20 protein-coding genes are annotated in these 25,199 nt (G+C 67.2%); 10 read left to right on the plus strand and 10 right to left on the minus strand.

What is annotated here, in order from left to right; all coding sequences use genetic code 11:
* The first annotated feature begins 135 nt into the window (after positions 1-135).
* Entirely contained in the window at positions 136-1,116 is a 981-nt protein-coding gene (locus ACFPOB_RS01615) for a Bug family tripartite tricarboxylate transporter substrate binding protein (protein ID WP_377795386.1), read from the plus strand.
* 6 nt (positions 1,117-1,122) lie between these two features.
* Here the strand turns inward: ACFPOB_RS01615 and ACFPOB_RS01620 are convergent, their stop codons facing one another.
* Positions 1,123-1,470 carry a regulatory protein RecX gene (locus ACFPOB_RS01620; protein ID WP_377795388.1) on the minus strand — a complete coding sequence of 116 codons (348 nt, stop codon included), beginning with the start codon at positions 1,468-1,470 and terminating at the stop codon, positions 1,123-1,125.
* A 205-nt stretch (positions 1,471-1,675) separates the two neighbouring features.
* Entirely contained in the window at positions 1,676-2,095 is a 420-nt protein-coding gene (arfB, locus tag ACFPOB_RS01625) for an alternative ribosome rescue aminoacyl-tRNA hydrolase ArfB (protein ID WP_377795389.1), read from the minus strand.
* Between the two features lie 37 nt (positions 2,096-2,132).
* Between arfB and mazG the strand changes: the two genes are divergently transcribed.
* Complete coding sequence (mazG, locus tag ACFPOB_RS01630; protein WP_377795391.1) at positions 2,133-2,969, plus strand: nucleoside triphosphate pyrophosphohydrolase; 837 nt, start codon at positions 2,133-2,135, stop codon at positions 2,967-2,969.
* 57 nt (positions 2,970-3,026) lie between these two features.
* On the opposite strand, the gene ACFPOB_RS01635 is transcribed toward mazG, so the two are convergent.
* On the minus strand, positions 3,027-3,869 hold the full coding sequence (locus ACFPOB_RS01635; RefSeq protein ID WP_377795393.1) for an invasion associated locus B family protein: 843 nt from the start codon (positions 3,867-3,869) through the stop codon (positions 3,027-3,029).
* A gap of 238 nt (positions 3,870-4,107) precedes the next feature.
* Here ACFPOB_RS01635 and ACFPOB_RS01640 point away from each other — a divergent pair, with 238 nt between their 5' ends.
* Positions 4,108-5,958, plus strand: a complete 1,851-nt coding sequence (locus ACFPOB_RS01640; protein WP_377795395.1) for an ABC transporter substrate-binding protein — start codon at positions 4,108-4,110, stop codon at positions 5,956-5,958.
* Between the two features lie 14 nt (positions 5,959-5,972).
* Entirely contained in the window at positions 5,973-7,001 is a 1,029-nt protein-coding gene (locus ACFPOB_RS01645; protein WP_377795397.1) for an AMP-binding protein, read from the plus strand.
* Positions 7,002-7,129: 128 nt separating this feature from the next.
* Here ACFPOB_RS01645 and mfd read toward each other — a convergent pair whose 3' ends face one another.
* Together mfd and ACFPOB_RS01655 are read right to left on the minus strand one after the other, a co-directional pair.
* Positions 7,130-10,678, minus strand: coding sequence for a transcription-repair coupling factor (gene mfd / locus ACFPOB_RS01650; RefSeq protein ID WP_377795399.1), 3,549 nt, complete (start codon positions 10,676-10,678; stop codon positions 7,130-7,132).
* 105 nt (positions 10,679-10,783) lie between these two features.
* Positions 10,784-11,080 carry an FAD assembly factor SdhE gene (locus ACFPOB_RS01655; protein WP_377795400.1) on the minus strand — a complete coding sequence of 99 codons (297 nt, stop codon included), beginning with the start codon at positions 11,078-11,080 and terminating at the stop codon, positions 10,784-10,786.
* A 192-nt stretch (positions 11,081-11,272) separates the two neighbouring features.
* On the opposite strand from ACFPOB_RS01655, the gene recG reads away from it, so the two are divergent.
* Positions 11,273-13,372 (plus strand): ATP-dependent DNA helicase RecG, encoded by a 2,100-nt coding sequence (gene recG / locus ACFPOB_RS01660; RefSeq protein WP_377795401.1) that lies wholly within the window; start codon positions 11,273-11,275, stop codon positions 13,370-13,372.
* 23 nt (positions 13,373-13,395) lie between these two features.
* Here the strand turns inward: recG and ACFPOB_RS01665 are convergent, their stop codons facing one another.
* Positions 13,396-13,806: a RidA family protein gene (locus ACFPOB_RS01665; protein WP_377796036.1), complete on the minus strand. Its 411-nt coding sequence runs from the start codon at positions 13,804-13,806 to the stop codon at positions 13,396-13,398.
* Positions 13,807-13,938: 132 nt separating this feature from the next.
* Between ACFPOB_RS01665 and ACFPOB_RS01670 the strand changes: the two genes are divergently transcribed.
* A complete protein-coding gene (locus ACFPOB_RS01670) occupies positions 13,939-14,829 on the plus strand; it encodes a LysR family transcriptional regulator (protein ID WP_377795402.1) in 891 nt (296 codons plus the stop codon).
* A 72-nt stretch (positions 14,830-14,901) separates the two neighbouring features.
* Positions 14,902-15,735, plus strand: coding sequence for an AraC family transcriptional regulator (locus tag ACFPOB_RS01675; protein ID WP_377795403.1), 834 nt, complete (start codon positions 14,902-14,904; stop codon positions 15,733-15,735).
* Between the two features lies 1 nt (position 15,736).
* Here the strand turns inward: ACFPOB_RS01675 and ACFPOB_RS01680 are convergent, their stop codons facing one another.
* Complete coding sequence (locus ACFPOB_RS01680) at positions 15,737-16,417, minus strand: DUF502 domain-containing protein (protein WP_377795404.1); 681 nt, start codon at positions 16,415-16,417, stop codon at positions 15,737-15,739.
* Between the two features lie 127 nt (positions 16,418-16,544).
* Between ACFPOB_RS01680 and ACFPOB_RS01685 the strand changes: the two genes are divergently transcribed.
* Positions 16,545-16,955, plus strand: a complete 411-nt coding sequence (locus tag ACFPOB_RS01685) for a YbaN family protein (RefSeq protein ID WP_377795405.1) — start codon at positions 16,545-16,547, stop codon at positions 16,953-16,955.
* Here ACFPOB_RS01685 and glmS read toward each other — a convergent pair.
* Positions 16,942-18,768 (minus strand): glutamine--fructose-6-phosphate transaminase (isomerizing), encoded by a 1,827-nt coding sequence (gene glmS, locus ACFPOB_RS01690; RefSeq protein ID WP_377795406.1) that lies wholly within the window; start codon positions 18,766-18,768, stop codon positions 16,942-16,944. The genes ACFPOB_RS01685 and glmS overlap by 14 nt on opposite strands.
* A 111-nt stretch (positions 18,769-18,879) precedes the next feature.
* The gene (glmU, locus tag ACFPOB_RS01695; protein WP_377795408.1) at positions 18,880-20,232 is read right to left on the minus strand and encodes a bifunctional UDP-N-acetylglucosamine diphosphorylase/glucosamine-1-phosphate N-acetyltransferase GlmU; all 1,353 of its coding nucleotides are present in this window, start codon (positions 20,230-20,232) and stop codon (positions 18,880-18,882) included.
* Positions 20,233-20,574: 342 nt separating this feature from the next.
* Here glmU and ACFPOB_RS01700 point away from each other — a divergent pair, with 342 nt between their 5' ends.
* Together ACFPOB_RS01700 and mdoH are read left to right on the plus strand one after the other, a co-directional pair.
* On the plus strand, positions 20,575-22,107 hold the full coding sequence (locus ACFPOB_RS01700; RefSeq protein ID WP_377795410.1) for an OpgD/OpgG family glucan biosynthesis protein: 1,533 nt from the start codon (positions 20,575-20,577) through the stop codon (positions 22,105-22,107).
* Between the two features lie 92 nt (positions 22,108-22,199).
* A complete protein-coding gene (gene mdoH, locus ACFPOB_RS01705; RefSeq protein WP_377796038.1) occupies positions 22,200-24,302 on the plus strand; it encodes a glucans biosynthesis glucosyltransferase MdoH in 2,103 nt (700 codons plus the stop codon).
* Positions 24,303-24,310: 8 nt separating this feature from the next.
* On the opposite strand, the gene ACFPOB_RS01710 is transcribed toward mdoH, so the two are convergent.
* Positions 24,311-25,186: a VOC family protein gene (locus ACFPOB_RS01710; RefSeq protein ID WP_377795411.1), complete on the minus strand. Its 876-nt coding sequence runs from the start codon at positions 25,184-25,186 to the stop codon at positions 24,311-24,313.
* Positions 25,187-25,199 lie beyond the last annotated feature (13 nt).

Below are 25,199 nucleotides of genomic sequence, written 5' to 3' on the forward strand. Positions count from 1 at the left end.
TCATGCGACCACGACCTTGGTCGGGTTGCCATTCTAGGATCGCGATGCGCTAATCTGCGCAGCGCTCGGCATTTCGCCTGACGCGCAGTCGTAAGGACCGTGAAGAGTCCGCAAATCTCCAGGGAGGTCAAATCGATGTCGAAGTCCGGCTGGCTCGGCGCACTGGCGCTCGCCACCTTTGCTCAGCTTGTCCCGGCCGCGCCGGCGATCGCTCAAGCCTGGCCGCAGAAGCCCGTCAGCTTCATCGTGCCGTTCCCGGCAGGCGGCGGCACCGACGCCTTCGCCCGTCCCCTCGCCGCCCAGCTCGAACAACAGCTCGGCCAGCGCATCCTGATCGACAACCGCGGCGGTGCCGGCGGCACGGTCGGCGCCTCGGCCGCGTCCAAGGCTGCGCCCGACGGCTACACCTTCTTCATTGGCGCCGCGCACCACGCCATCGCGCCGGCGCTCTACCCCAAGCTCGACTACAACATCCAGACCGACTTCATCCCGATCGGCGTGATCGCCCAGCCGCCACAGGTCGTGGTCGTCCATCCCGGCAAGGTCCAGGCCAAGACGCTGGCGGAGCTGATCGATTTCGCCAAGAAGAACCCGGACAAGCTGAATTACGGCTCGGCCGGCAACGGCACGACACATCATCTCGCCGGCGAACTGTTCAAGCTCACCACCAAGGTCAACCTGACCCATGTCCCCTATCGCGGCGCCGGGCCGCTGATGCAGGATCTCGTCGCCGGTCAGGTCGACCTCGCTTTCGACGGTCTCGGCTCGTCCGCCGCGCAGATCTCCAGCGGCACGCTCCGTGCGCTGGCCGTCGCGGCGCCGAAGCGCGCCAGCGCATTCCCCGATGTGCCTACGACGGCAGAGGCGGGTGTGCCGGGCTACGAGGTCTCGACCTGGTATGCGATGTGGGCGCCGAAGAACACGCCGCCGGAAATCGTCGCCAAGATGACGGCCGAGGTGCAGAAGGCACTGGCCTCGCCGACGGTGAGCGAGGCCTGGAAGCGGAACGGCTCGGAAATCCCCAACCTCTACGGCCCTGCCTTCGGCGACTTCGTCAAGGCCGAGGTCGCGCGCTGGGGAAAGGTCGTGACCGAGGCCAACGTCAAGCCCGATTGAGTAGGTTTAGCTGCCTTCGCCCGCACCGTCGATCACGGCGCGGGCGATCGCGAGGCTGAAACCGGCGCGCGCCAGCGCGGCGATATGTTTCTGGCGTAGTTCCGTCCGATCGCCTCGGCTCCATGGGCCGAGGCGTTTGCGTTTGGCAGCGACGCGCGCAGCGTCCAGCTCGGCGTCATCGTCGGCCACAACCACCTCGGTAACGAGATCGCGGTCCACGCCCTTGACAGCGAGCCCAGCCGCCACGGCTCGCGCCGAGCGTCCCTTGCGACGCAGGCTCTGCGCCCTCGCCTCCGCGAAACGGCGATCGTCGACCAGGCCGGACGCGACGAAAGACGCGATGATGTCGTCCACCGCACTCCGGAATGCCTGCGGGTCCTGCCCATGATGCCGGCAGCTGCGCTCGACCCTGCGCAGCAGGACGCGCTGCAACTGCGCTGCCGGCACCGAATAGCGTTCGAGATAGTGGAGGGCCGCCCGCCGCAGATAGGCCGCATCGATGCGCTTTGGCGCGGGTTTCCGTGTCCGCGCCGCTTCGCCATCCCGCATCGACCTCACGCTAATCGAACCTCGGCTTGCCGCGGGTCGACTTGACCGAGGAGCGCTTCTCCTTCGAGGCCAGGCGCCGCTCCTTGGAAGCCTTGGTCGGCTTGGTCGCCCGTCTGACCTTCGGCCGTACCTCCGCCTGCCGGATCAGCTCGATCAGTCGCGCCAGCGCTTCCTCGCGGTTACGGTTCTGGCTGCGATGCTCCTGCGCAGTGATGACGACGACGCCGTCCTGTGTCAGCCGGCTGCCGGCAAGCTTCATCAGGCGGATCGCCACATCATTGGGCAAGGAGAGCGAGCGGCGGACGTCGAACCGGAGCTCGACGGCGGTCGAGACCTTGTTGACGTTCTGCCCGCCCGGACCGGAGGCGCGCACGAAGCTCTCCTCGATCTCGCTTTCGTCGATCGCAATGGACGGGCTGACTTGAATCATGGGAGGACGCTAGCCCAAACCGAGAAGGATTGCAGCGATGAAGCCCTCGCGTGACATCGAACGCCTGATCGAGATCATGGCGGCCCTGCGCACGCCGGGCACGGGCTGCCCTTGGGATCTCGAGCAGGACTTCGCCTCGATCGCCCCCTACACGATCGAGGAGGCCTATGAGGTCGCGGATGCCATTGCGCGGGGCGATCTCGTCGATCTCAAGGACGAGCTCGGCGACCTGCTGCTGCAAGTCGTGTTTCATGCCCGGATGGCGCAGGAGCAGGGCAGCTTCGCCTTTCCGGACGTCGTCGAGGCGATCACCACCAAGCTGATCCGAAGGCATCCGCATGTGTTCGGCGACGCTCGCGATTTGTCACCGGCCGAGGTCAAGGCGCTGTGGGGGCAGATCAAGGCGCAAGAGAAGGCCGACAAGGCGCGGGCCAGAGCCGAGGCCGGCCTGCCGGAGCCGCCCGAGGCCAGAGGTGTCCTTGCCGGCGTGCCGACCACCCTGCCCGCGCTGACCCGGGCCTGGAAGCTCCAGGCCAAGGCCTCGACCGTCGGCTTCGACTGGAACGACGCCCGGCTGGTGCTGGACAAGATCCGCGAGGAGACTGCCGAGATCGACGAGGCGCTCGCCAGTGGCGACAAGGCCGCGATCAAGGAGGAGATCGGCGACCTGCTCTTCGTGATCGCCAACCTTGCCCGCCATGTCGACACCGACCCCGAGGCCTGCCTGACGGCAGCCAACGCCAAGTTCGAGCGCCGCTTCGCCGGCATCGAGGCGGCGCTGGAACAGGACGGGCGAAAGCCGGCCGATGCTTCGCTCGACGAGATGGAAGCGCTCTGGCAGCGGGTCAAGCGCGCCGAGCGCATCGCGCCCTGAAACGAAAACGCCGGGCGCGAGGCCCGGCGTCGATATAGGTTTTGTCTGGTCGGCCGATCAGGGCTTCGGAGCGGGCGTTGCGCCCGGCGCCGGAGCCGCACCGGGAGCCGCCGGGGTGCCCGGGGCCGGCGCCGCGCCCGGCGTGGCATCGGCCGCACCGCCGCCCAGGCGCTTGCGCAGCTCCTCCTGGCGCTTGGCCAGCTCGTCCTGAAGCTGTTTCTGCTGCTCTTCCAGCACCTTCGGGTCGATCGGCGCGCCGTCGAAGCCCTTGGCGAAGTCCGTGAGCGGAATGTTGAAGGAAACCTCGCGCGCCGCCTGGTTCTGCACGCTGATGTTGAGGTTGGTGCCCTTCTTCAAGGCATTGATGAAGTCGTCCTTGACCTGCGCCTCGGCAAAGCAGCCATTCGGGAAGCAGACCGCATAGCGACCCGGCTGCGGCTGCGCCGTGTCGACGCCGAAGCGGATGCCGGGCTGCAGCAGCAGGCCGAGCGGCATCAGGAAACGGACGATCTTGTTCGGGTCGCCCTTGACGTCATAGACCGCAACGGCGAGCACCGGTTGGCCTTGATCCGAGACGAAGTCGCGGGTGGTGTAGCAGATTTCCTTGTTGGCGGCCTGGTCCTTGCCGCAGACCTTGGTCCAGGTCGTCTGCGACGGCTCGGGCTTGACCTGGACCACGGTCGGGCCGGTCTGCGCGGCCTGGCCACCCTGGGCCGGCGGCTGTGCGGGGGCCGGCGCGGGCTGCGCCGGACGGCTCGCCGGACGCTGCGGCTGCGCCTGCTGCGCGCTGGCGGCGAGAGGAGCAAGAGCGACGGCGGCGCCCAGCACGAGCGCGAGGCCGCGGACCGTGCTCTTCGCGGTGGCGCCCTGGCTCTTGGACAGGCGGGTCGAAGCTGACATCTGCGTTTCCTTGACCATGAAACTTGTTCGGCTGCCGTAACCGGCGGCGTGCATCACCCGAGACTCAACCGGCAAGGTGCCGGGGCCGGTGGCGGCGTGAGCACATCAAGCGCGATTGAGGCGTTTGAATGACGCCCGGCCTGCGTTTAACGAGTTCCGTCGCAGGTTTCCAGCCCGAAGAGCGCGGCGCGACAAGTTTGATCGCATGTTATCCTGCGGCAGGGAATCAGTTTCGAGCATGCATCGGCAAATCAGCGCATCTGCGCGTCCCGCTTGGTTTTTCGGGCTCATCCTAGCGAGCCTGGCGGCCGTCTGGCCGATCGGGAGCCTGTGCGCCGTTGCGGCCGAGAACGACAGCGCGATCGCCATGCATGGCGAGCCGGAGCTGCCCAAGGGGTTTGAGCACCTTCCCTATGCCGATCCCAAGGCGCCAAAGGGCGGGCGAATCATCTTCGGCCAGCAGGGCACCTTCGACAGCCTCAACCCGCTGGTTGTGCTCGGCGTCGCTCCCGACGCGGTGCCGCGTTACGTCCAGCAGAGCCTGCTCTTCCGCTCCGCCGACGAGCCGTTCACCGCCTATGGGCTTTTGGCGAGCAAGGTCGAGCTCAATCCGGAGCGCACCCGCCTCGCCTTCCAGATCGACCCGCGCGCCCGCTTCTCCGACGGCAAGCCGGTAACGGCGGAGGATGTGGTCTTCACCTTCGAGATGCTGAAGACCAAGGGCAAGCCGTTCCACCGTTCTAGCCTGGCGCGGGTGACCAAGGTCGAGGCCCCCTCGCCCGACCGCGTCGTCTTCGAGCTCGGCGACGGTTCCAATCGCGAATTGCCGCTGGTGATCGGCGCCATGCCGATCTTCGCCAAGCATGCGACGGACGCCGAGAAGTTCGGCGACACCAGCTTCAAGCCGGCGCTCGGCTCCGGCCCCTACCTCGTCGAGGAGGTCAAGCCCGGCGAGATGCTGCGGCTGAAGCGCCGCAAGGATTTCTGGGCCGAGGACCATCCCCTCACCCGCGGGCTCTTCAACGCCGACGAGATTCGCTACGATTTCTATCGTGATTCCAATGCCTTGTTCGAAGCTTTCAAGGCGGGACTTTACGATTTTCGCCTGGAAAGCGACCCGACGCGCTGGATGACCGGCTATGACGTGCCGGCCGTGCGCGACGGCCGGATCGTCCGCGACACCTTCCGGTTCCAGACCCCCAAGGGCATGACGGGGCTGGTCTTCAACACGCGCCGCCCGCAATTCGCCGATATCCGCGTCCGCGAGGCGCTGGCGATGCTGTTCGATTTCGAATGGGCCAATCGTAACCTGTTCCACGGCGTCTATCGCCGCGCCGGCAGCTTCTTCGCCGACAGCGAGCTCTCGGCCCTGGGGGTGCCGGCCGATCAGCGCGAGAAGGCGCTGCTCGCCGCCTTTCCCGGCGCCGTGCGCAACGACATCCTTGCCGGAACATGGGCTCCGGCCGCCACCGACGGCTCCGGCCGCGACCGCGACCAGGCCCGCCGCGCGCTCGATCTGCTGGAGGCTGCCGGCTACCGGCTGCGTGACGGGCAGCTGCGCAAGGACGGCCAGGAGGAGGTCTTCGGCTTCGAGATCACCGTCACCAACCGGCCGCAGGAGCGGCTGGCGCTGAACTATGCGACCTCGCTCGCAAGGCTCGGCATCGCCGTCACAGTCCGACTGATCGACGACGTCCAGTACTGGCGCCGGCTCTCGACTTTCGATTTCGACATGATCCAGTGGACCTGGCCGGCCTCGGCCTCGCCTGGCAATGAGCAGATCGGGCGCTGGGGCTCGGCCAACGCCGAGCGCAAGGGCGCGCTCAATTATGCCGGTGTGCGCTCGCCGGCGATTGACGCGACGCTGCAGGCGCTGCTGGCGGCGCGCTCGCGCGAGGATTTCGTCGCGACGGTGCGCACGCTCGACCGTTTGCTGCTCTCCGGCTTCTACGTCGTGCCGCTCTATTATCTGCCCGAAACCTGGCTGGCGCGCTCGCGCGAGATCGCCCTGCCCCCGCGGCAGCCGAAATACTTCTTCTCCACCGAGACGCTGGCGCGGTCCCCCTCGCCGCCGGCGCCGGCCAACTAGGTCCGGCGATGCACATGGGCTCCGACGAAATCTCCATCGGCGCGCTGGTCGAGGGGCTCGATTTCGACAGCCTGCTCAAGGCGCTCGCTGCCCGCCGCGGCTATGAGCCGGCCTTCCGCGATCCTCCGGGCCGGCGCGACTGGAGCGACTTCGCCCCCAACGCGTTTGGGTTCGCCGAACTCGACAGCCGCGTCGACCGGCTCGCCAACCTGCTGCTGTTGGCCAAGCCCCAGCCTGGTGCCTGCGTCGCGATCCTGGCGCCGCTCGGTCCGGAGGCATTGGTCTCAATGCTCGCCAGCCTGCGGGCCGGCCTGTCGCCGATGCTCCTGCCGGCCCATGCCAAGGAAACCGAACTGCTTCCCTTGATCGAGCGCTCGGGCGCAGTGATGGCTCTCGGCGTGCCGCGGATCGGCGAATTGCAGCCCCTTCATCTGCTGAGGGATGTCGCCGCCCGCTCTTTCGGCATGCGCTTCATCGGCGGCTTCGGGGCGCGCGTGCCCGACGGCGTCGCCGCGCTCGAACCGCTGCTAGGCCATGGCGCCACCCCCTCGGCGCTGCCGCCAGCTGCGATCCGGGCGCCGATCCGGGTCGTCGACGGCCACAGCCTCGCCGGCCCCTTCCCGGTCAGCGAGAAGGAGGTGCTGGTCAAGGCGCTCGAGATCTCGCGCGTGCTGAAGCCGCTCGCCTCGTCGCGGATCATCACCACGCTGGTCGGCGGCGATCTCGCCGCGCTCGCCGCCGGCCCGGGCATCGCTCTGCTCACCGGTGTCGAATTGCTACCGCTCGGCCTGTTCGTGCTGGACGATTTGCGCGCCTGCCTGGAAGGCGGACGCATGGTCCATCTCGTCATCCCCGCGGCGCTGGAGCCCGCGCTGGCACGCTCGCGGCTCGGCGGCCACAAGGCCCTGACCAGTCTCGTCGTCACCCGCCGCGCTGGGGAGGATGACGGTTTGCCGCGCCTCGACCGGCCCGACCTCGCCATCGTCGACGTGATCACGCATGAGCCGGAGCGCGTCGAGGTCAGGCGGCGCAATCCAGGCTGAGCCGGAAGGCCGTCATGCTCGGGCTTGTCCCGAGCACCTCAGGCCGGAAGAGGCACTGGCCGGCGCCTTCTCGTCATGAGATTCTCGGGTCTACGCTTCGCTCCGCCCGAGAATGACGGCCTTTCCAACTAAGCCGCCTTCTTCCGCTCGGCGATGCGTGCGAGATCGGTCAGCAGCCGGCGCGTACCCTTCAGGCGCTGCTCGGCCGTCTCGAAATCGTCGATGAAGACGACGCGCATATCGGGGCGGACCTTGGCCAGCGTGCCCTGCTTGGCGACATAGGAGACGAGCCCTTCCGGATTGGCGAACTCGTTGTCGCGGAAGGCGACGATGATGCCCTTCGGCCCGGCCTCGACCTTCTCGACATTGGCGCGCTTGCAGAGCGCCTTGATCGCGACGATCTCCAGCAGCTGCTTGACCTCCTCCGGCAGCGGGCCGAAGCGGTCGACCAACTCGGCACCGAACGACTGCAGTTCGGCGTCGTCGTCCATGGTCGAGAGCCGCTTGTAGAGCGTCAGCCGGAGCGTCAGATCGCCGATATAGTGCTCGGGAATCATCACCGGCGCGCCGATCTGGATGGTCGGCGACCAGTGGGCATCGGTCTCGATCTCGATGCCGGCCTTGAGCGCCGCCACCGCCTCCTCCAGCATCTGCTGGTAGAGCTCGTAGCCGACCTCCTTGATATGGCCGGACTGCTCGTCGCCGAGCAGGTTGCCGGCGCCCCTGATGTCGAGGTCGTGGCTCGCGAGCTGGAAGCCGGCCCCCAGCGTATCGAGCGATTGCAGAACCTTCAGGCGCCGGTCGGCCTGCTCGGTCAGCTTGCGGTTGGCCGGCACGGTGAAGAGCGCATAGGCACGCACCTTCGAGCGGCCGACGCGGCCCCTGAGCTGGTAGAGCTGGGCCAAGCCGAACATATCGGCGCGGTGGATGATCAGCGTGTTGGCAGTCGGGATGTCCAGGCCGGATTCGACGATCGTGGTCGAGAGCAGGATGTCGTACTGGCCCTCATAGAAGGCCGTCATCACGTCTTCCAGCGTGCCCGCAGCCATCTGGCCATGGGCGATGCCGACCTTGCACTCCGGGACCTGCTTGTCGAGGAAGTCCTTGACGTCGGCGATGTCCTCGATGCGCGGCACGACATAGAACGAGCGCCCGCCGCGATAGCGTTCGCGCAGCAGCGCCTCGCGCACGATCAGAGGATCGAAGGGCGTGACGAAGGTGCGCACCGCCAGGCGGTCGACCGGCGGTGTCGCGATGATCGAGAGCTCGCGCACCCCGGTCATGGCGAGCTGCAGCGTGCGCGGGATCGGCGTCGCGGTCAGCGTCAGCATGTGGACCTCGGCGCGCATCTCCTTCAGCCGCTCCTTGTGGGCGACGCCGAAATGCTGCTCCTCGTCGACGATGACGAGGCCGAGATCCTTGAAGTCGACGCCCTTGCCGAGCAGCGCATGGGTGCCGACGGTGATGTCCATCGTCCCGTCGCTGATGCCCTGCTTGACCGCCTTGAGCTCGGCCGAGGGCACGAAGCGCGAGGCCTGGCCGACCTTGACCGGCAGGCCGGCGAAGCGCTCGGCGAAATTGCGGTAGTGCTGGCGCGCCAGCAGCGTCGTCGGCACCACGACCGCCACCTGCTTGCCGGCGAGCGCGGCGGTGAAGGCGGCGCGCAGCGCCACTTCGGTCTTGCCGAAGCCGACGTCGCCGCAGACCAGCCGGTCCATCGGCCGGCCGGCCGCGAGATCCTCCAGCACGGCATCGATCGTGTTCTGCTGGTCCTCGGTCTCCTCATAGGGGAAGCGGGCGCAGAACTCGTCGTAGAGCCCGTCCTGCGGGATCAGGCGCGGCGCTTCCTTGAGGGCGCGGGCGGCGGCGATCTGGATCAGCTTGCCCGCCATCTCGCGGATGCGCTGCTTCAGCTTGGCTTTGCGCGCCTGCCAGCCGCCACCGCCGAGCCGGTCGAGCACGACCTCGGTGTCCTCCGAGCCGTAGCGCGAGAGCAGCTCGATATTCTCCGCCGGCAGGAACAGCTTGGCATCGCCGGCATAATGGATTTCGAGGCAGTCATGCGGCGCGCCGGCCGCCGTGATCGACTGCAGGCCGACGAAGCGACCGATGCCGTGGTCGACATGGACGACGATGTCGCCAGGCGTCAGCGACGACAGCTCGTTGATGAAGTCCTGCGGCCGGCGCGCCTTCTTGCGCGGCCGCACCAGGCGGTCGCCCAGAATGTCCTGCTCGCCGATGACGGCAAGCTTGCCAGCCTCGAAGCCAGTCTCGAAGCCCCAGACGGCGAGCGCGGTCGTCCCGGGCTTGAGGTCGAAGGCCGCCCGGAGCGAACCGGTCATCTGCACGGTCTTGAGGCCGTGATCGGCCAGCACATGGGCGAGGCGCTCTCGTGAGCCCTCCGACCAGGCGGCGAGGATGACGCGCCGCCCGTCCGCCTCCAGGGCCTTCACATGCGCCACCGCCGCGTCGAAGACGCTGCCGGAATTGTCGGCGCGCTCGGCGGCAAAGCTGCGCCCCTGCTTGCCGCCGAGATCGACGACGAGCTTGCCTTCGCTCTGCGGCAACTGGAACGGCGTCAGCGACGCGACACCCGCCTCGCCGATGATGCCGCGCCAATCGGCCGGCGAGAGATAGAGCGCCTCCGGCGGCAGCGGCTTATAGGGGATGGAGCCCGGCGCGGGCTGGTCGAGCGCGCTCTTGCGGGCGTCGTAATAATCCCTGATGAGGCTGATCCGTTCGCCGACCGCATCATCGGCGTGATGGTCGAGGACGATCGGGACATCGGGCAGATAGGTGAAGAGCGTGTCGAGCTTCTCCGCCAGCAGCGGCAGCCAGTGCTCCAGGCCCGCAGGACGACGGCCTTCGCTCACCGCCTCGTAGAGCGTGTCGTCGCGACCGGGCGTGCCGAAGGTCGCGATATAGGACTGGCGGAAGCGACGGATCGAGTCGCTGGTCATCTGCGCTTCGGACATCGGCACGAGGTCGAGCCCGCGCAATTGCCCGGTGGTGCGCTGCGTCTCCGGATCGAAGGTCCGGATCGATTCCAGCGTGTCGCCGAAGAAGTCGAGCCGGATCGGCGCCGGCATGCCCGGTGGGTAGAGGTCGACGATGCCGCCGCGCACGGCGAACTCGCCGGTCTCGCGCACCGTCGAGGTCCGCAGGTAGCCGTTGACGTCGAGCCAACGCGCCAGCTCCTCGGTGTCGACCATGTTGCCCGGCGCGGCCGAGAAGCTCTCCGACGCCACCTTGCCGAAGGCCGGCACGCGCTGGAGCGCCGCGTTGACGGTGGTCAGCAGCAGGCGCGGCTGGTCGCCGGACTTGGTCCTAGCGAGGCGCGACAAAGTCGTCATCCGGTGCGCCACGATCGAGGGCGCCGGCGAGACGCGGTCATAGGGCTGGCAGTCCCAGGCCGGGAAGCTCATCACCTCGAGGTCGGGCGCGACGAATTGCAGCGCGTTCTCCAGCACCTGCAGGCGCTGACCGTCGCGGGCTATGAAGACGATCAGCGCCGGCCCTTCCGATTTCTTCGCCCGGGCCCGCGTCAGATCGGCGAGCACAACGGCGTCGAAACCATCGGGCACGCCGGAGAGCGTCGGCTTGTCGCCGCGGTTCAGCGCATCGAGGACGCGCTCGAGCTGCGGCTTGGCGATCTGGGTGGGAGGCGGAATGCTCATCGGGCAATTTTCTCAGGCGTCATTCTCGGGCTTGTCCTGAGAATCTCAGGACCAGAGCCCACTGGTTTCCGAGATGGTCGGGTCAAGCCCGACCATGACGGCGGTTCACACATGGATCGGCTTGTCGTGCTGGTGGAAGGCCTTCAGCTGCCGGAAGACGTCGCTGTCGTAGTTCTCCGGTACCTGCGCCTCCCCCGTCACCCAGCTCAAGAGGTCACGGTCGAGTACTTCGATCAGCCGCTCGAACTCATCGAGATCGGCCTCGCTCAAGGTTCCAATGTGCGCATCGGCGAAGCGGCCCATGATCAGGTCCATCTCGCGCATGCCGCGATGCCAGGCGCGGAACAGGATCTTGCGCCGGCGCGGGTCGAGATCGGCGCTGCTACGGGTCGAGCCACTCATCATCGGCCTCGCGAAATGGAAATAGGGCCGGCCCCGTCGCGGAGCCTGCCTCTGATTGAGAGCAGGATTCCCGCGAAAAACCGGTTTCCACTTTTTCGCATCCTGCTCTGGCGAGCTATATAGCGATGCCATCTCGCGAAGTCAGCGGCAGGAATGCCGCTGGGCTCGCACTCCTGACATGCCGTGAAGCCATTGCGTCCATCCGTCCTCGATCCGCTCTTCGCACCGGCCACCGCCCTCTCCGGCGTCGGCCCCAAGCTCGCCAAGGCGCTCAACAAGCTGCTGGGCGACGAGACGCATGCCGCTCGCGTCATCGACCTGATGTTCCATCTGCCGACCGGCGCGATCGACCGGCGGCCGAGCGAGAGCATCGCCGAGGCGCCGATCGGCGAGGTCGCGACCTTCTCGGCGCAGGTCACCGAGCATCGCCCTGCCCCGCCGACCAAGGCGAAGGCGCCCTATCGCGTCATCGTCGAGGACGAGACCGGCGACGTCACGCTGGTCTTCTTCCACGCCGATGTCCGCCATCTCCTGCAGACCCTGCCGATCGGCGCCTACCGCATCATCTCGGGCAAGCTCGAACTCTGGGACGGCATGCGTCAGATGGTGCATCCCGACCGCATCCTCGATCCCAAGCTCGCCGCCACCCTGCCCTCGGTCGAGCCGGTCTACGGGCTGACCGAAGGCATAGGCGGGCGCGTCATGGCCCGCATCGCCGCCGGAGCGGCCGAGCGCTGTCCCGAGCTGCCGGAATGGCAGGATCCGGGCTTCCTGACACGGCACGATTTCGTGCCCTTCCGCAACGCCATCCACGCTCTGCATCACCCGGTCGATCTCAAGGCCGCGACAGGGGAAACGGTCGCCCGCCGGCGCATCGCCTATGACGAATTGCTGGCGAGCCAGATCGCGCTCGCACTCGTGCGCCGCCAGCAGAAGGCGGCCGGCCGCGCCACCGCCGGCGACGGCGCCTTGCGCCACGCCATCGAAACCGCCCTGCCCTTCACGCTGACCGACGGCCAGCGCAAGGCGATCGCCGACATCCATGACGACATGGAGAAACCCGAGCGCATGCTGCGCCTGCTCCAGGGCGATGTCGGCTCGGGCAAGACCGTGGTCGCGCTGATGGCGATGGCGGCCGCAGCCGAAGCCAGAAGACAATCGGTGCTGATGGCGCCGACCGAGATCCTCGCCCGCCAGCATGCCGAGCGCTTGGCGCCTCTCGCCGACAAGGCCGGCCTCAAGCTCGCTCTGCTCACCGGCCGCGAGAAGGGCGCCGGCCGCCGGCAGGTGCTGGAAGGCCTGGCGAATGGCGAGATCGACATTGTCGTCGGCACCCATGCACTGTTCCAGGAGGGCGTTGCCTTTCACGACCTTGCGCTCGCCGTCGTCGACGAGCAGCACCGCTTCGGCGTGCACCAGCGACTGCTGCTCGGCGCCAAGGGCGAGGCGGTCGACATTCTCGTCATGACAGCGACGCCGATCCCGCGCACGCTGGCGCTGACCTGGTTCGGCGACATGGACGTCTCGATCCTCTCGGAGAAACCGGCCGGCCGGAAGCCGATCACCACGCGGGCGATCTCGCTTGAGCGCTATGACGAAGTCGTCGGCGCGGTCGGGCGCGCACTCGACGCCGGTGCGCAGGTCTACTGGGTCTGCCCGCTGGTGCAGGAATCCGACACGCTCGATGTCGCGGCGGCGCAGGAACGCTTCGAGGCGCTGCAGGCCATCTTTGGCGACAAGGTCGGCCTGCTGCACGGCCAGAGGCCGGGACGCGACAAGGATGCCGCCATGGCCACCTTCTCCGGTGGCCAGACGCGGGTGCTGGTTTCGACCACGGTGATCGAGGTCGGCGTCGACGTGCCCAATGCCTCGGTGATGGTGATCGAGCATGCCGAGCGCTTCGGCCTGGCCCAGCTCCACCAATTGCGCGGGCGGATCGGCCGAGGCAGCGCTGCCTCGACCTGCCTGCTGCTCTACAAAGGCCCGCTCGGCCAGGTGGCGGAAGCGCGCCTCACCATCATGCGCGAGAGCGAGGACGGCTTCCGCATCGCCGAGGAAGACTTACGGCTGCGCGGCGAAGGCGAGGTGCTCGGCACGCGCCAGTCCGGATCGCCCGACTGGCGCATCGCCCGGCCGGAGATCGACGGCGATCTCCTCGCCGCCGCGTGCGACGATGCCCGCCTGCTGATCGAGCGCGATCCGCAACTGGAGACGCCACGCGGCCAGGCAATCCGGACGCTGCTCTATCTGTTCGAGCGCGACGTCGCGATCCGCCTGCTGCGGGCCGGCTGAGATGATACTCAGCCCTGCGCGAACTAGGCGTTTTCGGTAGCCTTGGACGGAATCCGGGCGACGACCTTAAGTTCGAAATCGAAGCCGGCGAGCCAGGTCACGCCGATTGCGGTCCAGGTCGGGTAGGGCGGTTCGCCGATTTCCTCGGCGCGGATTGCCATCATTGTCTCGAACTGCGTCTGCGGCTCGGTGTGGAAGGAGATGACGTCGATCACATCGTCGAACGTTGCGCCCGCCGCGGCCAGAACCGCGCGCAGATTGGCGAAGGCCCGCCGGACCTGATCCTCGAACACCGGTTCGGGCGAACCATCTTCGCGGCTGCCGACCTGGCCCGAGACGAAGAGCAGGTCGCCATGCCGGATCGCGGCCGAATACTGATGCAGATCGTACAGTGCGTGCCGATCGGCGGGGAAAATCGCATCGCGTTTAGCCATGTCGGTTCCTTTCATGGACTGCGAACGAAGCGGCCTCTCCGCCTGGTTCGCTTTAGTCGACAGGAAATAGCGGGCGACCATTGTTCGGATTAGCCGTTGAAGTTGGTACGAGCTGATGCAAAATCACCAGCAATGACTCGCCCTTCGCTGAACGACCTGACCGCCTTCGTCACTGTCGCGACCCGTCGCAGCTTCCGGCGCGCGGCGGACGAACTCGGCACGGCGCCCTCCACCTTGAGCCACGCGATGCGCGCTCTCGAGGAACGTATGGGCGTGCGCCTGCTCAACCGCACGACACGCAGCGTCTCGCCGACGGAAGCCGGCTTCGAATTGCTCGATCGCCTTGGGCCGGCGCTCGCCACGCTGGATGAGGCGCTCGACAGCGTTGCCGCCTTCCGCGGCAGTGTCGCCGGAACGGTCCGGATCAATGCGCCGCGGCTGGCGGCCGTCATGCTCATGCGCGAGATCCTGCCGGCGATGTCCGAACGCTTTCCCGAGGTCGTCGTCGATCTCGTCGTCGAGGGCAAGCTGATCGACATCGTCGCGGGCGGTTTCGATGCCGGGGTACGCCTCGTCGACTCGATCCCGAAGGACATGATCGCGGTCCCCTTCGCCGGTGCGGTCAGCTTCGTCTGCGTCGCCTCGCCGGCCTATCTCGACCGCTTCGGCGAGCCTGGGACACCTGATGAACTCACTCGCCATCGCTGCATCGGCCACCGCGTCCCCAACGGCAAACTCTATCGCTGGGAGTTCGAGCGGGCCGGGCAGGCGTTGACGGTCGAGGCCAGCGGGTCGCTCATCCTCGACGACGAGGAACTGATGGTGGATTCCGCGATCAAAGGGCTAGGCATCGCCTATGTCGCCAGCCCGGCCGCAGAAACTGCGCTCGCCGAGGGACGTCTTCGCCAGGTTCTGGCAGCTTGGACGCCCTCTTCCGAGCGAGTCGCGATCTATTATCCCGGCCACCGCGCCATTCCGCCGGCACTGCGGGCCTTCCTCGATGTCGCCAAGGCTGCGCGCTAGAAAGCGACAGCAATCCTGATCAAGCAGACGCGCTTCGCCTCCGCCATGGTGCCGGCGTTTCGTGAGTGAGCCATGGACCCGATCAAGAAAGCCCTCTGGTGCATCGAAAGCCGCTTCGCCTCCGAGCTCTCGCTCGACGAGATCGCGGAGGTCAGCGGCGTCTCTCGCTTCCATCTCAGCCGCGCCTTCGGCGTGGCGACCGGCCGCTCGGTGATGCGCTATGTGCGCGAGCGCCGGCTTTCGGAAGCGGCGCGCCAGCTGGCCGATGGGGCGCCCGACATCCTCCAGGTTGCGCTCGACTGGGGCTATGGCTCTCACGAGGCCTTCACCCGCGCCTTCCGCGAGCAGTTCGGCCTGACGCCGGAAGAGCTGCGTTCAAGGCGCGATCTGTCATCCCTTGCTCTCGTGGAGCCTCTGTCCATGCACGCTGCGAACCGCACTCCCCTCGCCGAGCCACGTATCGTCACCAACAAGCCGATGCTGATCGCCGGCTTCAACGGACATTTCTCGGTCGACAACACGCAAGGCATCCCGCTGCTCTGGCAGAGAATCGCCCCGCATTTTGGCCATATCCCCGGCCAGAAGGGCTTCATTGCCTATGGCGCGAGCTATAATTGCGATGATGCCGGCGCCTTCGACTACATCGCCGGCGCGGAAGTCTCATCCTTCAGCGACCTGCCGGACGAATTCGCCCGGCTGAGCGTGCCGGAGCAGCTCTGCGCCGTTTTCGAGCACAGCGGCCATATCACCGGCATCCAACAGACCTTCGAAGCGATCTGGCGCGACTGGCTGCCCAAGTCAGGCCGCGAGCCGGCGATGGGCGTGACGCTCGAATTGATGGATGAGCGCTTCGACGGTGCAACCGGCAACGGCGTCGTCGAGATCTGGGTGCCGCTGAAGGGCTGAACTATTTCGCCCCGTCGGTCAGCGGCTCGCCGGGCTGGATCAGGCCGGCGGACATGATCAGCTTGGCGCCGTCCTCGACCGAGATCGAGAGCTCCACCACCTCCCGCCGCGGCAGATAGAAAAAGAAGCCTGTGGTCGGGTTGGGCGTGCACGGCAGGAAGACGCCGATCTGCTCGTTGCCATCGGGCAGCTTGCCGGCGATCTCGGGCGCCGCCTCCTGGGCGATGAAGACGATCGACCACATGCCCGGCTGCGGGAACTGCACCATGCCGACCTTGCGGAACGAGGTGCCGGACTGCGAGAAGATCGTCTCGAAGATCTGCTTCACGCCCTTGTAGAGGCCGCGCACCACCGGCATCCGGTTCAGGATGGCCTCGCCGGCGCCGATTAGCGTGCGTCCGACCAGGTTGGCGGCGAAGAAGCCGATGACTGTGAGGCCGATCAGCGCGATGACGAGGCCGAAACCGGGCAGCGGGAAAGGCAAATAATTGTCCGGCCAGAACTGCGCCGGCACCAGCGGCTTCACCAAACCGTCGACCAGATTGATGAACCACCAGGTCACCGAGGCGGTGATCGCCAGCGGTGCCGCCAGGACAAGGCCAGTCAGGAAATAGCGCCTGAGCCTGGTGCCGAAGGTCGGCCGCAACAGATCAGGCTGGGCGACGAGGCGCGGATCGGGCATGCGGGCATTCATCGACGATTCGGCTCTCCATCCGCTCTTGCGGGGCGATCATATTGCGCCGCACTATCAGACGATAGCCGAGCAGGAGCCGCTGGCCAGCCCCGATTCGCCGAGATCGACGAGTTTCGTGTCCGAACCTTCCAGACCGCAACCCCGTTGGCACCGGCCGCTTTATCTCGCGGCCGGATGGATCTGCACGCTGCTCGGCGTCATCGGGCTGATCCTGCCGGTGATGCCCGGCACCGTCTTCCTGATCGCCGCCGCTTGGTGCTTCTCGCGCTCCTCGCCGCGCTTCGAAAGCTGGCTGGTCAATCATCCCCGGCTCGGGCCGCAGGTGGTGCGCTGGCGCAAGACCGGTACCATCGCCCGCAGGACAAAATATGTCGCCTGCGGCTCGATGCTGCTGAGCTTCGTCATCGTGGCGGCGACAGACGCGCCGCCGATCGCGCTCTGGCTGAGCGGCGCCGGCCTGATCGCAGCCGGCACCTATGTCGCGAGCCGGCCGGAGCCGGCCGAAGAACACATCACTCGACCGTGACCGACTTCGCCAGATTGCGCGGCTGGTCGACGTCCTTGCCCATGAAGACGGCGGTCTGGTAGGCGATCATCTGGATCGGCACCGCGTAGACGATGGGCGCAAAGAGCGGCTCCATCTCCGGCATGATGATCGTGGCTTCCGGGACAATGCCGCACTCGGCCGCACCCTTGGCGTCGGTGACCAGGATGATACGGCCGCCGCGCGCTGCGACCTCCTGCATGTTCGAGGCAGTCTTCTCGAAGAGTGCATCGTGAGGGGCGATGACGATGACCGGCATGTCCTCGTCGATCAGCGCGATCGGGCCGTGCTTGAGCTCGCCCGCCGGATAACCTTCGGCGTGGATATAGCTGATTTCCTTAAGCTTCAGCGCGCCTTCTAGCGCCAGCGGGAAGGCGGTGCCGCGGCCGAGATAGAGCACGTCGCGCGCCCGGGAGAGCTTGCGGGCGAGCTTCTCGATCTCCGGCTCGAGCGTCAGCGCCTGAGCCATCAGCCCGGGCAGCGCGATCAGTTCCTGGACATAACGCGCCTCCTGCTCGGCCGAGAGTGTTCCGCGGGCGCGGGCGGCGGCGATGGCGAGGCCGGCGAGCGCGGTCAATTGGCAGGTGAAGGCCTTGGTCGAGGCAACCCCGATCTCCGGACCAGCCAGTGTCGGGGCAACGACATCGCTCTCGCGGGCGATCGTCGAGGTCGGCACGTTGACCACCGACATGATGTGCTGGCCTTCCTGGCGGGCGTAGCGCAGGCAGGCGAGCGTGTCGGCCGTCTCCCCCGACTGGGAGACGAAGAGCGCCAGCCCGTTCGCCGGCAGCGGCGCCTCGCGATAGCGGAACTCCGAGGCGACATCGATCTCGACTGGCAGGCGGGCCAGCTTCTCAAACCAGTATTTGGCGGTGAGGCCGGCATAATAGGCCGTGCCGCAGGCGGAGACCGAGAGGCGCGACAGGCTCTTCCAGTCGAACGGCGTCTCGAAAGGCAGCCGGGTCACGCCACTCGCCATGTCGATGTAGTGCGTCAGCGTGTGGCCGACCACTTCCGGCTGCTCGTAGATCTCCTTGGCCATGAAGTGGTGGTGATTGCCCTTCTCCACCAGGAAGGCACCGGCCGCGACGCGCTGGGCACGGCGCTCGACCTGGGTCCCGCCGGCGTCGTAGAAGGTCGCACCCTGGCGGTTCAGCACCACCCAGTCGCCCTCGTCGAGATAGGCGATCAGATTGGTGAACGGCGCCAAGGCCAGCGCATCCGAGCCGAGATACATCTCGCCGTCGCCGATGCCGACTGCGAGCGGCGAGCCCTTGCGGGCGCCTATCAACAGGTCTTCCTGGCCCTCGAACAGGAAGGCGAGCGCGAACGCGCCGCGCAGATGCGGCAGCGCCGCCCCGACCGCGGCGACCGGGTCCTTGCCGCGATCGAGCTCGCGTGTGACGAGATGGGCGACGACCTCGGTGTCGGTCTCGCTGGAAAAGACGTGCCCGTCGGCCTCGAGCTCGGCTTTTAGCTCGCGGAAGTTCTCGATGATGCCGTTATGGACGACTGCCAGCTTTTCGGTGGCGTGCGGATGGGCATTGCTCTCGGTCGGCTTGCCATGGGTCGCCCAGCGGGTGTGGCCGATGCCGATCAGGCCGTCGAGCGGCTCGCTGGAGAGGCGCACTTCGAGATTCTTGAGCTTGCCCTCGGCGCGGCGGCGGCTGAGCCGGCCGCCTTCAAGGGTCGCGACGCCGGCCGAGTCATAGCCGCGATATTCGAGCCGGCGCAGCGCCTCGACCACCTGACCCGCGACGGCCTGCTTGCCGAGAATGCCCACGATCCCGCACATGAACGTGCCTCATCCGTTGATGTCGATGCGCAACGCAATAGTCCGTGGCGGAACAATTGCGAAATCACGTTGAATGTCGAACTGTGAACGAAATGTCTTGAAAATCACCTATTATCGGTCTTTTCGCGCCTTGGCGGCCGCCCGAAAAGCCGAGGCCCAGCCCTCGCGCTCCATCTGCCGGCCGCGCGCGACGGCGAGCGCATCCGGCTTGACGTCGCGGGTTATGACCGAGCCCGAGCCGACATAGGCGCCCGCCCCGATCGTCACCGGTGCGACCAGCGCCGAGTTCGAGCCGATGAAGGCGCCCTCGCCGATGATCGTCTTCGACTTGACGAAGCCGTCATAGTTGCAGGTGATCGTGCCGGCGCCGATATTGGCATTCGCGCCGATCTCGGCATCGCCGATATAGGTCAGGTGGTTGACCTTGGCACCCTCGCCGATCGCCGCCGCCTTGATCTCGACGAAGTTGCCGACCCGCGCGCCCTTCGCCAGCTCGGCTCCCGGACGCAGGCGCGCATAGGGGCCGATCGAGACGCCCTCGCCCACGCTCGCTCCTTCCAGATGCGAGAAGGCGTGGATGACGGCGTCGTCCGCGACCCGCACGCCCGGGCCGAAGACGACGTTGGGCTCGATCAGGACATCGCGGCCGATCACAGTGTCATGGCTGAAGAACACCGTCTCAGGCGCCACCAGCGTCGCGCCGGCCAGCATCACCTCCCGCCGCTTGCGCGCCTGGAAATCGGCCTCCACCGCCGCGAGCTGAACGCGATCGTTGACGCCTTGCACCTCGGCCTCGGGCGCGAGCCGGGCGACCGCCGTGAGGCCCTGCGCACGCGCCACCGTGACGGCGTCGGTCAGGTAATATTCGCTCTGCGCGTTGGCGCAGCCGATCGCATCGAGAATGCCAAGCGCCTTCCCGCCGTCGAGCGCCATCAGCCCGGCATTGCAGAGCGTGATCGCGCGCGTCGCCTCGTCGGCATCCTTGTGCTCGACAATCGCCTCCAGTTCGCCGTCTCTCGTGACGAAGCGGCCATAGCCGGTCGGATTCCGTGCTTCGAATCCCAGCGCAGCGACAGCGGCGCCTCGGTGCAGCGCCCTGCGCAGGTCGGCGAAGGTCTCAGGGCGCACCAGCGGCGTATCGGCGAAGGCGACCAGAACATCGTCATGCTTGGCTGCCAGGCTTTCGCGGGCTGCCAGCACGGCATGTGCCGTGCCCTTGCGCTCGCTCTGGACGAAGACCTCCGCGTGTGGCGCATGTCTCCTCACTTCGGCTTCGACGTCCGGCCGATCGGGCCCGATCACCACGGCGAGGGCATCGGCGCCGGCAGCCGTGACCGCAGCGAGGGCATGGCCGAGCAGAGAGCGACCAGCAACCTCATGCAGCACCTTGGGCCGCGCCGACTTCATCCGGGTCCCCTCGCCCGCCGCCAGCACGACCGCGAGGCAGGTCCGGGTGGGCTGCATTTCCGTCATGATCGTCCCGTCATATGCGCTTCGGGCAGGAAAGCGGCCGCGATCGGCCGTCGTTCCGGATGCAGGCGGCTGCCGCACCGGCGGTGGATAGCCGATTGCGAGCAGATTTGGCAAAGCCCAGCAGAGAATGCGTTCTCCGCGGCCCCGAGCGGACGGATTGGCGCGGCATCGTTTTTGGCATGGCATTGCTGCATGCAAGTCTTCCCTTTTTTCGCCTTTGGCCTTGCACCGCGCTTTTCAGCCCCGCGCGAAATGCTCTAGAAGCGCATGGCGGCGGAGCTTTGCCGGCCCAAGTTGGATGTGATGTCGAAATCCTTGAATCGCCGTCGATTTTTGAGCCTTGCAGCGACCGGCGCCATCGCGCCGCGATTTGCCGTCGGTCCCGCGGCGGCGCAGGCCCCGACGACATGGGCTGGACTGATTCAATCGGTCATCGCCGAAGGCCAGCGCTTCGATCCGGCGCTCGTGGTCGAGGCCGCCCGCGTCCTCTCCCGCCGGCCGATGGTGCCGCTCGTCGCGACCGATCTTCCTGAAGGCTACGCCACGCTGCCTTACGACCAGTATGTCGGCATACGGGCGCAGCCCTTGGGCATGATCTGGGCCGGCGAGAATCGCGGCTTCACCGTAGAGCCGTTGCATCGTGGCTATGTCTTCTCCTCACCGGTCAGCCTGTTCACGGTCGAGGACGACGTGGTCAGGCGCGTCGCCTTCGACCCCGCCAAGTTCAACTATGGTCGCGTGACGCCCCCGCCGCCCGGCACCGATCTGCAGTTCTCGGGTTTCCGGGTATCGGCCGGACTGGAGCGCCCTTATGAGCTCGCGCTTTTCCAGGGCGCGACCTTCTTCCGCTCGCTGGCGCGCGGCCAGAATTTCGGGGCGCTGGCGCGCGCCCTGATCCTGCGGCCGGGCGAGACGCGCGGCGAGGAGATCCCGTTCTTCCGCGCCTACTGGATCGAGCGGCCGAGCCCGGCCGCCGGTGTGCTGATCATCCATGCGCTGCTCGATTCGGAGAGCGTCACCGGCGCGGTGCGCATGACGCTGCGCCCCGGCGACGTCACCTTCATCGATGTCGAGATGACATTGTTCGCCCGCGCCAGTCTCGACCATGTCGGCTTCGGCTGCGTGATGGGCACCTATCTCTCCGGCCCGCAGAGCCGGCGCGGCTTCGACGATCTGCGCCCGGCCGTCCATGAGGTCTCCGGCGTCCAGATGCTCACTGGCAATGGCGAGTGGATCTACCGGCCGCTCAGCAACCCGGCCAATCTGCAGGTCTCGTCCTTCCAGGATTCCAATCCGCGCGGCTTTGGTCTGGTCCAGCGCGAGCGTGATCCGAACGCCTTCGTCGACGACGACCAGCGCTTCGAGCTTCGGCCGAGTGTCTGGATGGAGCCATTGGGGGAGTGGGGACCGGGCTCGGTGCAGTTGATCGAGATCCCTAGCGAATCCGAACTCAACGACAACATCATCAGCTACTGGCGGCCGCGCCAGCCGATCGCCGCCGGCAGCGAGACGACGATCGCCTATCGTCAGGCTTGGTGCTGGCAGCCGCCGGAGCGCCCGCAGCTCGCCACCGCGACCCGCCTGCGGCAGGGACGCGGCTCGCAGGCCCGTCGACGTCGCTTCCTTGTCGACTTCAGCGGCGACCGGCTCGGCGACCCCGCTCTCGTCGCGGCCATCCGCGCCAACGTCACGGCGACACCAGGCACGATCCAGAATCTGCGGCTCTGGCCGTTTCCGGAGCGACGGACCATGCGCGTCGCCTTCGAGGTCGATCCCGGCAGCGAGACGCTCTCGGAACTGCGTCTTGTGCTCGACGCCGGCGGCCAGCCGGTTTCGGAAACCTTGCTCAATCGGTGGACCTGGTGACTGTGGACTTAGCTGCCCGCCCGGCCGAGACCGAGGTCGCGACCGGCTATCCCGCTCCGGTCGAGGCGACGCCGCCCGAGAACCGGCTGGAGATGCCGGTGCAGTCCTTCCGCAGCTGGAGCGCCTCCGAGGGGCGCAAGCCTGCCGCGCCGCAAGCCTGGCGCACGCCGTGGCTGGCCAGACTATTCGTCTTCGGCGGAGCCTGGGCGCTCACCGCCTACGGCGCATGGGAAATGTACAATGTCGTGTCGGTCAGCCGCACGACCTTCCTGCAGTATGTGCTGCTCGTCCTATTCACGGTGAACTTCTCCTGGATTGCGCTCGCCTTCACCAGCGCCATCCTCGGCTTCTTCGCTTTGCTCCTCCGGCTGGTGAAGAGCCCGCGTGCCGAGACGCTGACACAGAAGACCGTCGTGGTCATGCCGATCTACAACGAATCGACGGCGCGGACCTTCGCGGCGGTCGCGGCGATCCGCGAATCGATCGAGGCGACGGGCCTCGGCGCCCATTTCGACTATTTCATCGTCTCCGACACGACCAATCCCGACATCTGGGTGGCGGAGGAGCGCGCTTTCCTGGCGTTGCGCCAGCGGCTGGGGCCGGACGCGCGAATCTACTATCGCCACCGGCCGAAGAACCATCACCGCAAGGCCGGCAACATCGCCGATTTCGTCACGCGCTGGGGCGGGCATTACGAGCATATGGTTGTGCTCGACGCCGACAGCCTGATGACCGGCACCTGCATCGTGCGCCTCGCCGCGGCGATGGAGGCCGACCCCGACGCCGGCATCATCCAGTCGCTGCCGTTGATCATCAACCGCAACACCTTCTTCGCGCGCCTGCAGCAGTTCGCGGCGCGGGTCTACGGGCCGGTTATCGCGACGGGCCTCGCGATCTGGTCCGGCCGTGACGGCAATTACTGGGGCCACAACGCGATCATCCGCACCAAGGCCTTCGCCGACCATTGCGGCTTGCCGGACCTCAAGGGCAAGCCGCCCTTCGGCGGCCACGTCCTCAGCCACGATTTCGTCGAGGCGGCGCTGATCCGGCGCGCCGGCTGGTCGGTCTACATGCTGCCCGACCTGACGGGCTCCTATGAGGAGAGCCCGCCTTCGCTGATCGACATCGCCACCCGCGACCGGCGCTGGTGCCAGGGCAATCTGCAGCATTCGCGCATCATCGGTGCCAAGGGCCTGAAGCTCTCAACCCGCCAGCATTTCGCCACCGGCATGATGGCCTATCTCGCCTCGCCCTTCTGGCTGATGCAGCTCGTGGTCGGCATCCTGATCGTGCTGCAGGTCAATTACGCCAGGCCCGAATACTTCACCGAGGAGTTCAGGCTCTTCCCGATCTGGCCGCGCTTCGACCCAGAACGCGCGCTCAACCTGTTCGGCCTGACAATGGCGATCCTCTTGGCGCCAAAACTGTTTGGCCTCCTGCTGACGCTGTTCGACGGCAAGCTCAGACGCGCCTGCGGCGGCGGCATCCGGCTCGTCCTCTCGGCGCTATTGGAGATCCTGTTCTCGGCCTTCTTCGCGCCGATCATGATGGTGATCCAGTCCGGCTCGGTCTTCCAGATCCTGGTCGGTCGCGACACCGGCTGGAATCCGCAGCGGCGCGACGACGGCTCGATCCCGCTCAAGGACATCGTCCGCCGGCACCGCGCCCACACGCTGCTCGGCCTCGTTGCCGGCCTGTCGGCTTTCATGATCGCGACCTCGCTCTTCGCCTGGATGTCACCGACGATCGTGGGCTTGCTGCTGGCGATCCCGCTGTCCTGGGCCTCGGGCAACCTCGCGCTCGGCCTTTGGCTGAAGCGGCGCGGGCTGCTGCTGACGCCGGAGGAAGGCGACCCGCCGGCGATCGCCCTGCGCGCCAACGCGCTCCAGGCCGAGTTCTCGCAGGCCGGCTTCGACGATGCCGACGGCCTCGGCGTGCTCCACGCCGATCCGATGCTGCGCGCGAACCACGAAGCCATGTTGCCACATGTCCAGTCGCGCCGGCGCGGCGAGATCGAGCCGGACCGCGCCGTGGCCCAAGCGAAGCTCATCGATGCCGAGACGATCGCAGACGCGATGATCTGGCTGAAGCCGAAGGAGCGCATGGTCGTCCTGCACGACCGCGCCTTGCTCGGCCTGCTGGCCAACCTGCCCGAAGGGCCGGCCCGTGCCGGCGCCGAGCCCAGGGCGAGTTGAGCGAAGGGTCAGCCGCGCTCGAAGATGATCGCACAGCCGAAGGCCGCGCTCCCCGGAACGATGAAGCGAGCGCCCTGCTGGCGGTGAGCGATGCCGCGCTCCGAAAGCCGCTGCCGAAGAGGTTCGAAATCCGGCACCGTGACCGCGAAGCCGGCGAAATGAGCCTGTTGCCGACGGCTCTCGCCATCAAGCACGGTCTCAGCGGCGCTGGGAGCCAGCACCTCCAGCCGTCCACGCGGCAGCGGCAGGCGCAAGCCCCCCTCCGGCGTCGCGAAGCTCTCGGCGCCGGCGAAGGCGCTGAGGAAAGCCGTTTGCGTGGCCGGCTCCTGCGTCACCAGAAACACGGCGGATAGCCCGCTCGCGCCATTGTCGTGCTGCTGAAAGGCCGGGTTCCAGAAGTTCTGCGGCTCGTGCTGCTGGCAGACGAAGAAGCCGCACTCCGGCGCAGCCTCATTCTCGGCGAAGGCGAGCGAAAAGGCGACACGGACCTCGCTACCATCCGGCCGGCGTGCCTGCCGTTCGAAGAAGAAGGGCTCGAACTCGCCGATGCCCGCACTGCGAAAGCCTTCGGCATCGCCGGCTGCATCGCGGCTTTCCAGCACCAGCATCGACATGCCCTCGCCGCGCGCCAACGCGTCGCGCACGCAGGCGCCGAATGAGAAATGCCGCGGCCCGTGCGGCGGGATCAGCGTAGCGTCGCCGACCGTGATCAGCTCGAGGAAGGCGCCGGGGAACTGGACGATCCGGTTCTCTGTGCCCCAGGGATGGCGGTTGCGCGCGCCGACGCGGAAGCCAAGATCGGCATAGAAGGCGCTGGCCGCATCGAGATCTGCGACGCCGATCACGAGATGGTCGAGGCCGCGGGCATTGGTCGTGTCAGGCATGGGCCGTCCGTAG

The sequence above is a fragment of the Allobosea eneae genome (assembly GCF_042657265.1).
In the GTDB taxonomy this organism is placed as follows: Bacteria; Pseudomonadota; Alphaproteobacteria; order Rhizobiales; family Beijerinckiaceae; genus Allobosea; species Allobosea eneae.

What these genes read in the sequence shown, in the direction of transcription:
- ACFPOB_RS01615 (WP_377795386.1), top strand. Translation starts at nt 136, where the DNA reads ATGTCGAAGTCCGGCTGGCTCGGCGCACTGGCGCTCGCCACCTTTGCT.
- arfB (WP_377795389.1), bottom strand. Translation starts at nt 2,095, where the DNA reads ATGATTCAAGTCAGCCCGTCCATTGCGATCGACGAAAGCGAGATCGAG.
- mazG (WP_377795391.1), top strand. Translation starts at nt 2,133, where the DNA reads ATGAAGCCCTCGCGTGACATCGAACGCCTGATCGAGATCATGGCGGCC.
- ACFPOB_RS01635 (WP_377795393.1), bottom strand. Translation starts at nt 3,869, where the DNA reads ATGTCAGCTTCGACCCGCCTGTCCAAGAGCCAGGGCGCCACCGCGAAG.
- ACFPOB_RS01640 (WP_377795395.1), top strand. Translation starts at nt 4,108, where the DNA reads ATGCATCGGCAAATCAGCGCATCTGCGCGTCCCGCTTGGTTTTTCGGG.
- ACFPOB_RS01645 (WP_377795397.1), top strand. Translation starts at nt 5,973, where the DNA reads ATGGGCTCCGACGAAATCTCCATCGGCGCGCTGGTCGAGGGGCTCGAT.
- mfd (WP_377795399.1), bottom strand. Translation starts at nt 10,678, where the DNA reads ATGAGCATTCCGCCTCCCACCCAGATCGCCAAGCCGCAGCTCGAGCGC.
- ACFPOB_RS01655 (WP_377795400.1), bottom strand. Translation starts at nt 11,080, where the DNA reads ATGAGTGGCTCGACCCGTAGCAGCGCCGATCTCGACCCGCGCCGGCGC.
- ACFPOB_RS01665 (WP_377796036.1), bottom strand. Translation starts at nt 13,806, where the DNA reads ATGGCTAAACGCGATGCGATTTTCCCCGCCGATCGGCACGCACTGTAC.
- ACFPOB_RS01670 (WP_377795402.1), top strand. Translation starts at nt 13,939, where the DNA reads ATGACTCGCCCTTCGCTGAACGACCTGACCGCCTTCGTCACTGTCGCG.
- ACFPOB_RS01675 (WP_377795403.1), top strand. Translation starts at nt 14,902, where the DNA reads ATGGACCCGATCAAGAAAGCCCTCTGGTGCATCGAAAGCCGCTTCGCC.
- ACFPOB_RS01680 (WP_377795404.1), bottom strand. Translation starts at nt 16,417, where the DNA reads ATGCCCGATCCGCGCCTCGTCGCCCAGCCTGATCTGTTGCGGCCGACC.
- glmS (WP_377795406.1), bottom strand. Translation starts at nt 18,768, where the DNA reads ATGTGCGGGATCGTGGGCATTCTCGGCAAGCAGGCCGTCGCGGGTCAG.
- glmU (WP_377795408.1), bottom strand. Translation starts at nt 20,232, where the DNA reads ATGCAGCCCACCCGGACCTGCCTCGCGGTCGTGCTGGCGGCGGGCGAG.
- mdoH (WP_377796038.1), top strand. Translation starts at nt 22,200, where the DNA reads ATGCCGGTGCAGTCCTTCCGCAGCTGGAGCGCCTCCGAGGGGCGCAAG.
- ACFPOB_RS01710 (WP_377795411.1), bottom strand. Translation starts at nt 25,186, where the DNA reads ATGCCTGACACGACCAATGCCCGCGGCCTCGACCATCTCGTGATCGGC.